This window comes from Ensifer sp. B1-9 (assembly GCF_050474445.1).
Classification (GTDB): Bacteria; Pseudomonadota; Alphaproteobacteria; order Rhizobiales; family Rhizobiaceae; genus Ensifer.
The window spans coordinates 297,556-312,034 of the sequence record NZ_JBCHVG010000003.1 but is presented as its reverse complement, the minus strand read 5'-3'; the positions used below and the strand labels follow the sequence as shown (position 1 = coordinate 312,034).

At 62.2% G+C, this 14,479-nt stretch carries 15 protein-coding genes; 9 read left to right on the top strand and 6 right to left on the bottom strand.

The genetic code is table 11. The features are described 5' to 3' along the window. Window positions 1-28 precede the first annotated feature (28 nt). The 3 genes from ACQ5BM_RS07200 to ACQ5BM_RS07190 form a co-directional block, all read right to left on the bottom strand. Window positions 29-2,233, bottom strand: a complete 2,205-nt coding sequence (locus ACQ5BM_RS07200) for a TonB-dependent siderophore receptor (RefSeq protein ID WP_429809596.1) — start codon at window positions 2,231-2,233, stop codon at window positions 29-31. Window positions 2,234-2,415: 182 nt separating this feature from the next. After that, window positions 2,416-3,300 (bottom strand): helix-turn-helix domain-containing protein, encoded by an 885-nt coding sequence (locus ACQ5BM_RS07195; RefSeq protein ID WP_429809594.1) that lies wholly within the window; start codon window positions 3,298-3,300, stop codon window positions 2,416-2,418. A gap of 282 nt (window positions 3,301-3,582) precedes the next feature. Beyond that, the gene (locus ACQ5BM_RS07190; RefSeq protein WP_429809592.1) at window positions 3,583-4,053 is read right to left on the bottom strand and encodes an Rrf2 family transcriptional regulator; all 471 of its coding nucleotides are present in this window, start codon (window positions 4,051-4,053) and stop codon (window positions 3,583-3,585) included. Window positions 4,054-4,250: 197 nt separating this feature from the next. Here ACQ5BM_RS07190 and ACQ5BM_RS07185 point away from each other — a divergent pair, with 197 nt between their 5' ends. Then, on the top strand, window positions 4,251-5,222 hold the full coding sequence (locus ACQ5BM_RS07185; protein ID WP_429809590.1) for an alpha/beta fold hydrolase: 972 nt from the start codon (window positions 4,251-4,253) through the stop codon (window positions 5,220-5,222). Between the two features lie 47 nt (window positions 5,223-5,269). Here ACQ5BM_RS07185 and ACQ5BM_RS07180 read toward each other — a convergent pair whose 3' ends face one another. Further along, entirely contained in the window at window positions 5,270-6,001 is a 732-nt protein-coding gene (locus tag ACQ5BM_RS07180) for a glutathione S-transferase family protein (RefSeq protein ID WP_429809588.1), read from the bottom strand. 307 nt (window positions 6,002-6,308) lie between these two features. Between ACQ5BM_RS07180 and ACQ5BM_RS07175 the strand changes: the two genes are divergently transcribed. The 7 genes from ACQ5BM_RS07175 (at window position 6,309) to ACQ5BM_RS07145 (ending at window position 11,964) form a co-directional block, all read left to right on the top strand. Continuing rightward, window positions 6,309-6,782 carry a VOC family protein gene (locus ACQ5BM_RS07175; RefSeq protein ID WP_429809587.1) on the top strand — a complete coding sequence of 158 codons (474 nt, stop codon included), beginning with the start codon at window positions 6,309-6,311 and terminating at the stop codon, window positions 6,780-6,782. A gap of 242 nt (window positions 6,783-7,024) precedes the next feature. Continuing rightward, entirely contained in the window at window positions 7,025-7,939 is a 915-nt protein-coding gene (gene yghU, locus ACQ5BM_RS07170; RefSeq protein ID WP_429809586.1) for a glutathione-dependent disulfide-bond oxidoreductase, read from the top strand. 10 nt (window positions 7,940-7,949) lie between these two features. Beyond that, window positions 7,950-8,327: a hypothetical protein gene (locus ACQ5BM_RS07165; RefSeq protein WP_429809584.1), complete on the top strand. Its 378-nt coding sequence runs from the start codon at window positions 7,950-7,952 to the stop codon at window positions 8,325-8,327. Between the two features lie 334 nt (window positions 8,328-8,661). Then, a complete protein-coding gene (locus ACQ5BM_RS07160; RefSeq protein WP_429809582.1) occupies window positions 8,662-10,002 on the top strand; it encodes an ABC transporter substrate-binding protein in 1,341 nt (446 codons plus the stop codon). Window positions 10,003-10,067: 65 nt separating this feature from the next. Further along, window positions 10,068-10,214 carry a hypothetical protein gene (locus tag ACQ5BM_RS07155; RefSeq protein ID WP_429809581.1) on the top strand — a complete coding sequence of 49 codons (147 nt, stop codon included), beginning with the start codon at window positions 10,068-10,070 and terminating at the stop codon, window positions 10,212-10,214. Beyond that, complete coding sequence (locus ACQ5BM_RS07150; RefSeq protein WP_429809579.1) at window positions 10,211-11,152, top strand: carbohydrate ABC transporter permease; 942 nt, start codon at window positions 10,211-10,213, stop codon at window positions 11,150-11,152. Before ACQ5BM_RS07155 ends, ACQ5BM_RS07150 begins: the two co-directional genes overlap by 4 nt. Continuing rightward, window positions 11,149-11,964 carry a carbohydrate ABC transporter permease gene (locus tag ACQ5BM_RS07145; RefSeq protein ID WP_429809578.1) on the top strand — a complete coding sequence of 272 codons (816 nt, stop codon included), beginning with the start codon at window positions 11,149-11,151 and terminating at the stop codon, window positions 11,962-11,964. Before ACQ5BM_RS07150 ends, ACQ5BM_RS07145 begins: the two co-directional genes overlap by 4 nt. 18 nt (window positions 11,965-11,982) lie before the next feature. On the opposite strand, the gene ACQ5BM_RS07140 is transcribed toward ACQ5BM_RS07145, so the two are convergent. Both ACQ5BM_RS07140 and ACQ5BM_RS07135 read right to left on the bottom strand, forming a co-directional pair. Beyond that, window positions 11,983-12,453, bottom strand: coding sequence for a CHRD domain-containing protein (locus tag ACQ5BM_RS07140; protein ID WP_429809576.1), 471 nt, complete (start codon window positions 12,451-12,453; stop codon window positions 11,983-11,985). 90 nt (window positions 12,454-12,543) lie between these two features. Next, a complete protein-coding gene (locus ACQ5BM_RS07135; RefSeq protein ID WP_429809574.1) occupies window positions 12,544-13,107 on the bottom strand; it encodes a TetR/AcrR family transcriptional regulator in 564 nt (187 codons plus the stop codon). Window positions 13,108-13,247: 140 nt separating this feature from the next. On the opposite strand from ACQ5BM_RS07135, the gene ACQ5BM_RS07130 reads away from it, so the two are divergent. After that, window positions 13,248-14,450: an MFS transporter gene (locus ACQ5BM_RS07130; RefSeq protein ID WP_429809573.1), complete on the top strand. Its 1,203-nt coding sequence runs from the start codon at window positions 13,248-13,250 to the stop codon at window positions 14,448-14,450. Window positions 14,451-14,479: the final 29 nt, after the last annotated feature.

The following is a 14,479-nucleotide window of genomic DNA, read 5'->3' as shown; positions in this document are numbered from 1 at the left end:
CCAGAGAGGAAAGTGGGCTAGTCGGAGATTACCATTTCTTGCTCAGCTTGAACGTGACGGTCCGGGCGTCGCCGTAACCGCAGACAAGGACACCGCTGCAACCGCTCACATATTCCTTGTCGAACAGGTTGGTGACGTTCAGAGCGGCACCCCAGCCGTCCTTCTCATAGCGCAGTCCGGCATCGAAGACCGTCGAGGACGGCACCTTCGCCGTGTTCTCCTTGTCCGCCCAGCTTTCACCGCGATAGCGAACACCGGCACCGAGGCTGACGCCCTCGAACGCGCCCTGCTGCACGGTGTAGTCGATCCATAGCGAGGCCTGCGCATCGGGGACGAGATAAGGCGACTTGCCGACCAGTGCCCGGTTTGCGTCGTCGGTCACCTCGATATCCATGAAATCGAGGCCGGCGATCACCTTCCAGCTCTCGTTGAGATTGACCTTGCCCTCGAGTTCGATGCCGCGGGAGCGCACTTCGCCGGTCTGGGTGGAAATACTCGTCAGCGGGTCGGTCACCAGCGCGTTGCGTTTCGTCAGCTGATAGACAGACGCGGTCAGCACACCGTCGAAGAAGGTCGGCTCGTATTTGACGCCGGCTTCGAACTGTTCACCTTCCTCGGGTTTGGTGTTGCCGGTCGCCGTCACCGCCACGATCGGATTGAAGAAGGTGGCAACGCTGACATAGGGGGTCAGGCCATTGTCGAATTCATAGGCAAGCCCGGCGCGGCCGCTGGCAGCGCCTTCGCTGTAATCGAAGGTCGAATTCTGCGTCGGAGCCCAGAAGGTGGGCCCATTGTCGGTCCGGGTGTCGACATAGTCATAGCGGCCATTGAGCGTGACGAGCCAACCGTCGCCGAAGCGGATCTGGTCCTGTGCGTAGACGCCCAGCTGCTGCTGGGTGATCACTTGGTTGATATAGATGGCGTTGGCCGGCTGCGATGCGCCGTAGACCGGATCCGTGGCGCTGATCGGCGTTCCCGCCGACGAAGCCTGAACGTGGTCCAGGCGGAAGAGCTTGTAGTCCAGCCCGACCAGCAGCGTGTGATCGAGGGCGCCGGTCTCGAATTCTCCCTCGAGGCGATTGTCGGCGCTGAACGCATCGACCTTGGAGGTCGCCTCGAAGCCCAGGCGATAGAGCAGATTGTCGGGCGTGGCCGGCACCGGCGAAACCGGGAACGGCAGGCTCGGATCATAATAGCCGTAGGTATACGGGCCATTCTCATGCTTGTAGAGGTGGCCGTAGCGCAGGTTCTGGCTAAACTGCCAGCCGCTGTCGAACTCGTGCCTGAACTCGTAGCCAAGCATCTGCTGGACATAGGTGCCGGTATCGATCCCCGGTTCGCCGAAGAAGGCCTTGCGGTCGATCTTCCCGAAAGGCGCGTCGACGACCGAGCCGACATAGGGCAGGAAGCCGCCACCGGTGTGGACCTGATCAAGGCCCTGCAGCAGACCGTAAACCGTCAGGCTGGTCGCATCGTCGGGTTGATAGGCGATCTGCGGCAGAATGAAGCCGCGCAGGTCTTCCGAATGGTCCACATAGTTGTCGCCGCCGGAGATCTTGCCGGTGACGCGGTAGTTGATCGCATCGTCCAGCGGCCGGTTCACGTCGATGCCGAGGAAGGCATTGCCGTTGTTGTTGATCCCGGTCTCCACATAGGCGGAGGTGTCATCACTTGGCCGCTTGCTGATGAGGCTGACGATGCCGCCGGGATTGGCGCCGCCATAGAGCACCGACGAAGGCCCCTTCAGCACCTCGACGCGCTCGAGCATGAAGGGATCGATCTGGAAGCCGCCGAAACCATAGGAGAAGAGGTTGAGGCTATCGAGGAAGACGCCGGTCTGCGTCGCGTCGAAGCCGCGGATATAGAACCAGTCCGTGTCCGGATCGACGCCAAAGGGCTCGGCCATCACGCCCGGCGTATAGCGAAGCGCCTCGTCGACCTTGTTGACGACGCCGCGATCGTCCAGCTCCTCGCGGCCAATGACCGATACGGATTGGGGAATTTCGCTGATCGGCGTTGCCGCCTTCGAACCGGTGGTCGTCGCCTTGGCGACATATCCCTCGACCGGACCGGTCGCGCTGTCTTGGGTCGCGCCGGCCTGGACCTCGATCTTTTCCAGCCGGGTTGCCGGTGCATCCTGCGCGATCGCGGCACCCGCCGCGAGAATTGCAATGCCGGCTACCCCGCCTGCCAGCCATTCGGCCAAACCGGCCGCCCTGCCACTCACCATCATCTCTTCATCGCCCTGAGCCGCCCATCGCACCAATCCCCCGGACGATATGCAGCACTAAAAACCAAACCTCAGATAAGATGAGTGTTTATATCAACTATTATGCCGACGCTTGGAGCGATCCGCGGAAATTGAACGATCCTGGGCTATTCACAGCGATCGTCTGCCCGCGCCAGACGAGTTGCTCAGGCCAATCGGCTCCGCCGCCATTGCGCCGGCGTGGTGCCGACGACTTTGCGGAAAACCCGAGTGAAATGCGCCTGGTCCGAGAATCCGGTCTCGACGGCTACGGCCGTTAATGACGTGTCATTTTTCAGCAAAAGTTGCTTGGCTCGCTCGATACGTGCATTCGTCTGCCATTGATGCGGCGCCATGCCGGTCGAGGCCTTGAAGGCATGGCTGAAATGCGATTGCGACAGTCCCGCCAGCGTCGCCAACTCCTCGAGCCGAATGTTGCGGCCGAAATTCTCTTCGATGTAGTCAGCCACGCGGCGCATCTGCCAGGCGGCAAGTGGACTGCGTTTGCGCGGTGCAGCGCGGTTGAGCTTCATCAGGTCGATGAACAGCGCGACGGTCAGACCATCACCATAGAGATCATGCAGCGGCTGCGGATTGAGGCACTCCGCGGCGATGAGCCGGGCGAGTTGCAGGAAACGCTCGTCGTGAAACATCAGCCGCGGCGTGTCGCAACGGCTGACATCAAGATCTTCCATCAGCCGCCGGCTGAGGACATCGAGATTGAAGTGCAGATCTAGATGGCGGATGTACTGCACATCGACGACATCGGCCCGGATTTCCATGCCGGCCGGGATGTATGAAAGCCCCTGTTCGCGATAGTTCTGCACGGTCCCGGGGCCACCGGGCGAGAGCTTGACGTTGCAGCGGCTCCCGCCCTGCGCATCGAGCAAGATGAACATGCGCGGATCATCCGACACATAGTGGCCTCCCGCCCGCGCCTCGCATTCGACTTCCCAGACATCGGCGATGATTCCGTTCCATTCCCGGCGGTGCAAGCCGCCGAGAACCTTGAAGCCGGAGATCTTGTTCTGCATCCGTGGCTGGAACGTCATCAATTGCCAAATGCTCGGTTTAATTCCTTCCTTCTTTACTCACCTTTAATGCGCAACGGAAGCCCTGATCGGGGGCGCATTAGCGACTCCTATCGAAGGCGGATCAGGCCGGCATCGGCGGGAACGAAGCCGCAGGCTTCAAAATAGAAGCCATGAAGATGTGCCTCGAAGTCGACATGCAACCCGACGACTTTGCACTTGCTACCGCCTCCTCGACGAACCGAAGCGCATAGCCCTTTCGCCACCAAGGGGAAGTTGCCGCCCCATGTCAGGCGCGGGTCGTCAGCGCTGTTTCCCGTCATCCTCTCTTCCGTCCGGGGGCGGGATCCCTTGCTTTTCGTCCGATATCGCATGTTCGGCAATGATCGACAGCCTGAGCTTTGCGAACTCGTCCAGCAAAGCGCTTTCCGCCTTGTCGAACGCCTGCACCAGGGCGGCATTCGCTGCCCGCTCTACCGGACAGGTGGGGTGATCTTCCGAAATGCCGGCGGCCAGGACCTCGCCTTCATCCAGCGCCTTCTGAATGTCAAGGACCGTCAGGTCGTCCAGCGACCGCAACAGAACCCATCCGCCGCCTCGTCCTCCTTCGGAATCCACCACGCCGTTGCGCTTCAAGGCCGCCATCGTGCGGCGCACGACCACCGGATTGGTGTTCAACATTTTCGCGATGGTTTCCGAAGTCTCGCGCCCGCCCAGAAGCCCCATATGGATGAGCACGTGGATCATCCGCGCCAGCCGGCTATCTCTTTTCATATGCCACCTCTAAAGCGTAACTATAATTGTTACGCATTCTTGACCTCACCCGATTCTGTAACTTATAAAATTACGGAATCAAGGACCCAGGGATGCGAAGACGGACGATATTGGCCGCTCTGCTGGCGACAACGTGGCCGGCAAGGAGCGCTGAGATCGCCATCCGAGGCATGACATCAAAAGCGGAAGGACTGAAAATGCCTGCTCGTACCATCGAGACGCGAACGATCCGGATGAATGTCGCCGAACAGGGAGAAGGGCCACTCGTCCTCTTCTGCCACGGCTTTCCGGAAACGGCCCGCGCCTGGCGTCATCAATTGACGGTACTGGCCAAAGCCGGCTTTCGTGCGGTGGCACCGGATATGCGCGGATATGGGCACACGGAGTGCCCCGCAGCGATCGATGAATACACCCTGTTTCATCTCGTCGGCGATATGGTCGCGCTCTTGGACGCGCTCGGCGAAGAGACTGCCCTCATCGTCGGCAACGACTGGGGCTCCACGGTCGCGTGGCAGGCGGCGCAAATGCGGCCAGATCGCTTCCGTGGCGTGGTCGCGATCAGTGTGCCGATGATGGCACCTCCGCCCATGCCGCCGAGCCGGATCTTCCCACAGACCGATAAGGCACAGCTTTACACGCTCTACTTCCAGGAACCCGGTGTCGCCGAGGTGGAACTGGAGCGGGACATTCGGCAGACGCTAAGGAAAATTCTCTTTGCAGCTTCCGGAGACGCCGGCCCGCGGCAAGCCGGGGATCAGACGCCAAATCCATTCGGGATGGTTTCCCGGCGCGACGGACTGCTCGCGGCTCTTCCTGATCCGGATAAAATGCCGGACTGGCTGACGGCCGCCGACCTCGAGGCCTATGCGCAGGCGTTCGCCCACTCCGGTTTTCGCGGTGGCCTGAACTACTACCGCAACCTGGATCGCAACTGGCAACTGCAAGCGTCGCTCGCCGGCATGAAGGTCGATGTACCCGCCCTGTTCATGGTCGGCGAGCGGGACACCGGACTCAGCATCCCAGGAATGCAGGCCATCATCGACGCAATGCCCGGCCTCGTTCCCCAACTCCTGGACCAGGTCGTCGTGCCCGGCAGCGGACATTGGCTGCCGCAGGAACGTCCGGACCTCGTGAGCGACGCCATCATCGATTTCGCGCGGCATATCTGACGGTCGTGGGTTGCGCGCCGCGCTCGTCGGCGCACAACCTCATCGGATCAAAGCGCGCCTGTCATGCGCAACACGTCCTGAAGCGGGACCAGCCCTTTCATCGAACCGCTGCCGGCAGCCGACTTTCCGTCCTCGATCGCCAGCGCGAAGCGGAAGGCGGGATCGGCCTCGATACGTTTGCGCAGCGCGTGGATGCGCGGGTAGTTCTGCTCATAGTCCTGCGGATCGATCGCCTCGTGAAAATCCACCCAGCGCGCGACGCCAACGAACACCGCATCGGCGAGCGTTGGCCGGTCGCCCAGCAGATAGTCGCCGTCGCCCATCATCGCCTCGAGCTGCGCATGGCGCTTGGCGACAAATTCGCGACCGAAGGCGCGGAGCGTTTGGCGATAATCCTCCGTGGCCTCCTCCGCCTCCAGCGCCACCCACAGGGGGAAGAAGGCGCCGGTGAAGCCGGTGTTGAGGAAGGCGATGAACTGATGCATCCGGTCAGCTTCGTACGTTCCGGGCGCGAAGCTGATGCGGCGCTCTTGGTCCCGCCGCTCCAGCCACAGCGCGATCGCCATCGTTTCGGTGAGGACACGGCCTTCCTCGCTGACTAACACGGGAGTTTCGACCCGACCGTTCAGCCGCCGATAGGCCTCGGTGCGCATTTCCCCGAGCATGTCGACGCGGGTAAGGCGATAGGGTTGGCCAAGCCATTCGAATGCCGTGACAAGTCCTGCGGAACTGCCAAGCGGAAAGCCCGCGGTAAAGATCGGTTCAGAGATAGAGTGCATGTCGGTTTCTCCATGGTTGGTGCCACGGATGTAGCTGGGTAGACGCTGCCTCTGTAGACGGCCGGACTTGGACTTATCGTCTACATGCGTAGACGCTGACTGCCGGGGCATCGCGGCCCGGCTTTCCACCAGATGGCGCTACGATCGATCGCGAGCGCGCAAATATGCAAGGCGATGAAGCTGTCATGATGCGGGCTTGGCAGAGCCCATGAGCGCTTTCGGGCTGGAGAAAGCCGGTAGGCTACCTATTTCGTAGGAGACCCCATGGAGAGGACCGCAGGTCTTCAACGCGAAAGGAACAAAGCTTATGGCAAAGAACACGATCTGCCTGTGGTACGACAAGGATGCCGAAGCCGCCGCACGCTTCTACGCCGAAGTCTTTCCGGACAGTCGGGTGACGGCGGTGCACCGGGCGCCCGGCGACTATCCGTCCGGCAAGGACGGCGACGTGTTGACGGTCGAGTTCACCGTTGCCGGTGTCGCTTGTCTCGGCCTCAACGGGGGACCGATGTTCAAGCACAACGAGGCTTTCTCGTTCCAGATCGCCACCGACGATCAGGAAGAAACCGACCGCTACTGGAACGCCATCGTCAACAATGGCGGCGAGGAGAGCGCGTGCGGCTGGTGCAAGGACAAATGGGGGATCTCCTGGCAGATCACGCCCCGCGTCCTGACGGAAGCGCTCGCCGCCGGCGGCGGCGAGGCGAAGCGCGCGTTCGAGGCCATGATGGACATGCGGAAAATCGACGTGGCCGCAATCGAAGCGGCAAGGCGCGGCTGATGCTCCGCCAACGGGCGATCCTGCCAACGGCGTTCTTAGCCGACCAGAGCGGACGTCCGCATATCGAAAAGCCGCGCGTCTGCGAGGCTTGCATGCTAGTGCGTGCGCACGAAGTGAAACCGTTTTTCTGGAAGGCACCGAAAGGACGGTATAGAACTGCACGAAGCAGCTGGCCGACATCGGATGCTTTGTGACGTTGCTTGCCCGTTGGATATGCACTTGAGGCGATAAGGACAGAGTTCATGACCGAAAAATCTCCCGCTGACAATTTCCCCGCCGGCTACCAAGTTCCAAAGGTCTGGACCTGGGACAAAAGCAACGGCGGCGCGTTTGCCAGCATCAACCGCCCGATCTCGGGGCCGACCCACGACAAGGACCTGCCGGTTGGCAAGCACCCGCTGCAGCTCTATTCGCTCGCGACTCCGAATGGCGTGAAGGTCACGATCATGCTCGAAGAGCTTCTGGCCGCGGGCCATTCGGGCGCCGAATATGATGCCTGGCCGATCCGTATCGGCGATGGCGAACAGTTCGGATCCGGTTTTGTCGACGTCAACCCCAACTCCAAGATCCCGGCGCTCCTGGACCGTAAACCGAAAGGCGGTGGCGAACCGGTCCGCGTCTTCGAGTCGGCCTCCATCCTCACCTATCTCGCAGAAAAATTTGGCGCGTTCCTGCCGAGCGAGCTTCGTGCCCGCACCGAGACCTTCAACTGGCTGTTCTGGCAGATGGGCTCGGCTCCCTTCCTCGGCGGCGGCTTCGGTCATTTCTACGCCTATGCGCCGATGCACATCAAATACGCCATCGACCGCTATGCGATGGAGGTGAAGCGCCAGCTCGACGTGCTCGATCGTCATCTCGCCGACCACCGGTTCCTGGCGGGCTCAGAATACACCATCGCCGACATGGCCACCTGGCCCTGGTACGGCAATCTCGCGCTTGGCCAGGCTTATGGCGACGCCGGCACCTTCCTCGAGGTCCAGAGCTACGAACACGTCCAGCGCTGGACAGCCGAAATTGCGGCTCGCCCGGCGGTCAAGCGCGGCCGTATGGTCAACCGGTTGAGCGGCGATCCGTCGGAACAACTGCACGAACGCCACGACGCCTCCGACTTCGAGACGAGGACGCAGGACAAGATCGCTCAGGCCGAGACGGCCTGAGGAGGATCGCATGGCAAACCTGCCCGACATGACCAAACACCGGGGCTTTCCGTCCGGCATGCCGGGCACCGGCATCCAGTTCACCATTCGCCGGGCCAATCCGCGCGGGGTAACGCCGCTCAAGGCGATACCGCGTCGCGGCCGCCCGGGCACGGCGGAACACCGGATCGACGCCGCCTTCCTGCATGCTCTCTGGCATTACTTCGGCGCGGAACCCTTCGAGCGCGGCAATCTCGACGCCGCCCGCCTCTGCCTTCTCTTCGGCCGCGAGGTCGTGGCCGCGGACAAGGACTTCGATCCGCTGTCCTACGAATCCCTGCTGGTGATCGATGAAAGGATCGCCCGCCAGAGCTTCCCGGAGTCGTTCGAGGACGTATTCGAAGTATGACCGCCGCGTTTGGGCCTTGAGCATCGAGGCCCAATCGGTTGTCCGCCGCCTCCGCGTATTGACGCGCTCCGTTTCCCAACGCGCTGACGGGAGCGGCTTTCGGCTCTTCCAGCAGCATTGACGCGGCGATCGGACCAGCTGAGAAATTCCTGCCCCGGCCGGTGGGCCGCTGCAGGAAAATCATTCTGATATAACCCATAAAATATATGGATTATATGTATATAAAGATTGTCTTCTCCTCCATGATGCTGAAGCAAGGTCACGCGGCGCTGACCACCGGCCGACGGATTGGCGCGCGCCGACCGCCAGAACCCAGATCTCGACGGAGGATCCGATGTCCAATTCCATTTTCGGCCAGGCCTACCGCCGCCGCAGCGTGCTGAAATCGCTTGCCGCCGCGGGGACGCTGCCCTTGATCGCACCGCTTGTCGCGTCGACGGCGCTTGCGTCCGGCAACAAGTACGCCGGGCGCGCGATCAATCTCTTGATCATCCAGCCGCATGTGGTCACCGGCAAGAAGATCGCCGAGGATTTCGAGAGGTTGACCGGCGCCAAGGTCAACGTCACGGCGGTCCCTTATGACCAGGTCAGCGTCAAGGCGACACTGGATGTGCAATCGGGCGCGAACCAGTTCGACGTCATCGACTATTTCTATACCTACAAGGGCCAGCTCGCCGAAGATGGCGTGATCGAGGATGTGACGGACCTGATCGAGCGCGACAAGTCGGAGATCCAGCCGGACGATTTCATCCAGACCATCTACAACCAGTACACGCTGCATGATGGCCGCCGCTATGGCCTGCCCTATGACGGCGACAGCCACCTGTTGTTCTACAATCGTGAGCTCTTCGACCGCTATGGCCTGAAGGCGCCCTCCACCTGGGACGAATACAATGAAAACGCCAAGGTGATCACCGAGGCCGAAGCGAAGAACGGCATCTACGGCGCGGCCGTTCTGGGCGCCAAGATCCCGGTCATCATCCTCTCCACCTATGCCAACCGTCTGACCGGCTTCGGCGGCGACTTCCTGAAGCCGGACGGCACCTCCGCGCTTGACAGCACCGAGGCGGTCGAGGCCTTGAAGTCGCTGCTCGCCTCGGCACCCCATGCACTGCCGACCCCGCTCGAAACCCGCTTCGAAGAGGGGCTGCCCGCCTTCCTCAACGGCAAGGCGGCGCAGATCGATTTCTGGACCGACCTTGGCGGCTATGCCCAGGATCCCAAGGGCTCGAAGATCGTCGACAAGTGGGGCGTGGCCCGCATTCCCACCGGCGGCAGCAACACGACGCCGCGGCTCGCCTTCAACGCCGGATTCGGTTTTGCGATCACCAGCGGGTCCAAGAACAAGGATGTCGCCTGGGACCTGATCAAGCTCGCCACCAGCAAGGACTATCACGAGCAACTCCTGACGCTGACCGGCTCTGGCATCGACCCGGACCGCCAGTCGGGCCTGAAGTCGGAAAAATTCAAGGCATTCCAGCCGCTCGTGCAGCCGCTGCTCGACGATGGCGCTTTGGAGAACAGTCTCGCCTGGCCGACCGCCGTCTATGCGCCGAAGCTCGAAAACGCGCTGACCGACGAGTTGGCGCTGGCGCTCGCCGGCACCAAGAGCGCAGAACAGGCGATCGCCGATGCCCACCAGGCCTGGACCGAGATCATCGAGACCAACGGCTGATTGCTCGCTGGGGGCGCTCGCTTCCTCCCGGCAGCGCCCCCTCTTCTCTTTAGAGGTGAAAGATCATGACCACGCAAACCTTGCCGAAGCGCAGGCTCGGCCGCAGCGAATTGGAAATCACGCCTGGTCACTTCGATGACATCGAAGACATGCTGGTCGCCACGCGGGCCGGCAGCGGGCCGATACGGCCTGCTCTGGCAGAGGCCGCATGACCGCCTTCACCCTCGACGCCCTTGGCCCGGACGCGAACCGAAAGACCTGGCGCCGAGACACCCTGTCGGCACGCTTCGGACGTGCGTTATGGATCGCCCCCGTCGTGCTCGCCTTGGCCGTCACGACGCTCTACCCGACCGTCTTCCTGCTCGGGCTCGCCTTCAGCAAGAGTACGCTTGGAAAACCGTTTCGCGGCTTCGTCGGCATCAAGCATTTCGCAACGGCGCTGCAGGATCCGGTGTTCCTTTCGGCGATCGGCAGAAGCATCGCCTATGCGTTTTCGACGTCGCTGCTGCAACTCGCATTCGGTTTTCTGATCGCGCTGCTTTTCACGTCGCTGCTGAAAGGCGGCCGTTTCCTGATGAGCCTCGTGCTCTTGCCTCTGATGACGCCGCCCGTCATGGTCGGCATCGCCTGGAAGCTGATCTTCGCGCCGGCGGGCGGACTGCTGAACGGCACGTTGATCAACTCCGGCGTGATCTCCCAGCCGATCTCTTTCCTCGGCCACCCACTGTTCGCCTGGCTGGCGATCGCCGTCGCCGACCTCTGGCAATGGACGCCCTTCATCGTCATCCTCTGCTTCGCGGCGCTTTCGACGATTCCGGAAGGGGTCCGGGAGGCGGCACTCGTCGATGGCGCGAATGGCTGGCAGCGCTTCTGGCACATCACGCTGCCACTGGTCGCCGCGCCACTCTCGTCGATCTATCTCTTGAAACTGATCCTCTCGTTCAAGCTGTTCGACCTCGTCTACATCCTCACCTTCGGCGGGCCGGGTTTTGCAACGACATCGGCGGGATTTTCCATCTACAGGCGGGCGATCGAGCAGTTCGATGTCGGGCGGGCGGCCGCCGAGACGATGATCTATGCGCTGGTCATAGGGCTGGCGACGCTGCCAGTCGTGCGTCTCCATCAGCATTTCGAAAGACGCGAATTATGAAGCTCGTCGCACGGCATCTCTGGCTGGGCCTTGCAACGGCACCGATCGTCGGCTTCTTCGCCCTACCCTTCCTCTATCTCCTCGCCGTCTCCCTGAAGACGAAGGACGACGTGCTCAACGACCACTTCTGGCCGACGGCGCCGACGCTTGCCAATTGGCCGGCGGCCTTCGAGGCGGCCAATGTCGTCGGCTTCATCGTGAATTCCGTGATCGTATCGCTCGTTGCCGGATCGCTCACCATCGCGCTCACGCTGCCTTCAGCCTACGCAATGCTGCGGCTGAAGATCGGCGGGCGATGGCTTTCGGACGTAACGCTCTCAAGCTACATGGCACCACCGATCGTGGCACTCATCCCGCTGTTTTTCCTGCTGAAGGCGAGCGGTCTTCTCGACACGCGTACCGGTCTGGTTCTCATCTACGGTTTCGCCAACGTACCCGTCGCCTTCTGGCTGCTGACGCCATTCTTGCGCCGGATGCCGATTGAGATCGAGCAGGCCGCCGCCATCGACGGAGCGGGGCCGCTTCGCATTCTGCTGCAGATCGTGGTGCCGATCATCGCGCCGGGCATCGTGGCGACCTTCATCATCATCACGGTGCTCGCCTACAACGAGTTCCTCTTCGCTTCGGCCTTCACCTTCTCCGATGCCACGCGAACGCTGCCGGTCGGCATTTCGCTGTTCCAGGGCGACAGGCTGGTGAATTTCGGCCAGATGGCTGCGGCCTCTCTGGCGGGCATCGCCCCGGTCTATCTGATCGCACTGTTCATGCAGCGCTATCTGGTCAGCGGGCTTGCCCATGGCGCCGTGAAGTAGGCGGAAGGCCGCCAGCCTTTACTGTGCCTTCTCCACCTGGCCGCGGATCTCACCGTCGGGGAATTTCGCCGTGTGGATGTTGAGGTACCACTTGCCGCTTTGCAGATCGGCAATCTGCTGATCGGTGAGTTCGGCAGAGCCCGATTTCATGGAGGTCGAGATATCGACGACCGGGTCGGCGTTTTCGCCCGCGGCTGCCGGACCGTGGAAATGGGCGGCGGTCGGATCACCTGACAGGCCATCGGTCTTCACGGTCCAGGTCAACGTCTTCGACGTTGTATCGAGGGTGACTTCACCCATGCCCTTGCCCGCGCTTTCATTGGGCGGCACCTCACCTGATCCCGTCATATCCGCCTTGAATTTCAAGGTTTCGGCCGAAACGCCGCCGGCGGCCATAATTGCAATGGCAGCAAGGCAGGCCAGAAGGGAACTCTTGTGGATCGGTCTCATCTCGCATCCTCCAGAACAGATGTTGGGCAGGCCTTCCAACCCCGAGCACCAGTTTAAGTTCCGGTTGCAGGATCGTCGCAGGACCCGCGGCGGGACGCGGGTGCCATCGTTCTCGGGAAGCAAGGCGCCTCAAGGCGCCGGTTTCGCCGCCAGCGACGCCCTCACCAGACGCTCGACATGCGCGGCGTCCGGCGCGCCGCCAAAGAGGATCCGGTACATGATCGGCGCGACGACGCCGTCCATGACGGTCTCAACATCCGGAAAGACTTCACCGCGCTCCCTGGCGCGTTCGGCGATCGTTTCGATCTGCTGCCGGGTGAAGTTGCAGCACTGGTAGGCGCCGCTTCCATCCTGCGCCGCAAGCACGTCGCGGATCATCTCGCGACCCGGCCCCGAGGACATTTCCTCGGCATATTGCTCGGCCCAAGCCATCAGGTCACTGCCAAAACTTCCGGTGTCGACAGGTACCATGTCGGGGCGTAGCCGTTCGACCGCGACATCGGCGAGCAGTTCCTGCAGGTCGCCCCAACGGCGATAGATTGTCGAAGGCGTAACGCCCGCTTCCGCCGCGATCAACGGAACCGTGACCTCGGTGCGCTCGTGCGTCGCCAGCAAGGTCTGCACGGCCTTGTGAACCGACGCCTGAACCCGGGCGCTTCGTCCGCCCGGCCGCGGGCCTTCCTTTGTCGCCATCCGCTCCAACCCCGTCTTTCTTCGGCCGCAGCCGATGCTTCAGAAATTCTCACAACAGCATAAAAGCAAATTATTTGCTTTTAGTGCGGCGCATACCTAAATCTGCCAAACGCAACGATTTAGCTTTAAGGGTTATATAGATGTCTTCCACCTCCGAATCCAGAGAGAGCGCTCGCCCGGCAGGTCCCATCGCCTTCTACGCCGTCACGCTCGCGACATTCTTCGGCGCCTCCTCGGCCCCAACCCCGCTCTATCGCTTCTATCAGGAGAACTTCGCCGCCAGCCCGGTGGAAATGACCGTTATTTTCGCGGTCTACGCCTTCGCACTTCTCGTGGCCTTGCTGATCGCCGGTTCGATCTCGGACCATCTCGGGCGCAAGCCGGTGATATTCGCAGCATTGCTCGTCGAGATGGCGGCAATGTCCCTGTTCGTGCTCGCCGAAGGGACCCATTGGCTGATCGCGGCACGCATCGTGCAGGGTCTTGCGACGGGCGTCGCCGGCGCTTCGATCGGCGCGGCACTCGTCGATGTCGACCACGCCAGAGGGCAGCTCGTAAACTCGCTCGCACCCCTGATTGGCCTGGCGGTCGGGGCGCTCGGCACCAGCGCGCTGATCCAGTACGGCCCCCTTCCGCTTCATCTCGTCTATGTCCTGCTGTTCGCCGGCTTCCTGGTGCAGGCGGCGGCGATCTGGCTGATATCCGAAACCGGTTCGCGCCGCCCCGGAGCGCTATCCTCGCTCATGCCGCGGATCGCCATTCCGCAGCGCGCCAAGCGACCGCTGGCGCTCGTCACCCCCGTCAACGTAGCGAACTGGGCGCTTGGGGGATTTTACCTTTCGCTCGTCCCCTCGCTGGTCGTCGCCACCACGGGAAACAAGAACCCGCTGACCGGGGGCGCCGTCGTCGCGGCGCTGATGGCGGCCGGCGCATTCGCCGTCTTCTTCCGCCGCGCCCGCAATCCTCAGGCGAACCTGACCTTCGGCGTCTTGAGCACGACTTTCGGCATGCTGACCGTGGTCGCCGGGACCCACCTCGCCTATGTGCCCGTCCTGATTGTCGGCACGCTTCTCACCGGCATGGGTTTCGGCACGAGCTTCCTCGCCACGCTCGGTTCGGTCATGCCGCTGGCAAAAGCCGACGAGCGCGCCGGGCTGCTATCCACCATCTACATCCAGAGCTATCTGGCGTTCAGCCTGCCGGCAATTCTCGCCGGCTTCCTGGCGAAGGCGCTGGGCTACCAGCTCACGACCGACATCTATGCGGCAGCGATCATCGGCGTGGGTATCCTCGGCCTGCTTGCCAGCCGGGCGTCTTCGGAAAGGGAGCCGAGCATGGCCTGACCGTGGCGCAAGCGGTTCCCGAATGGCGG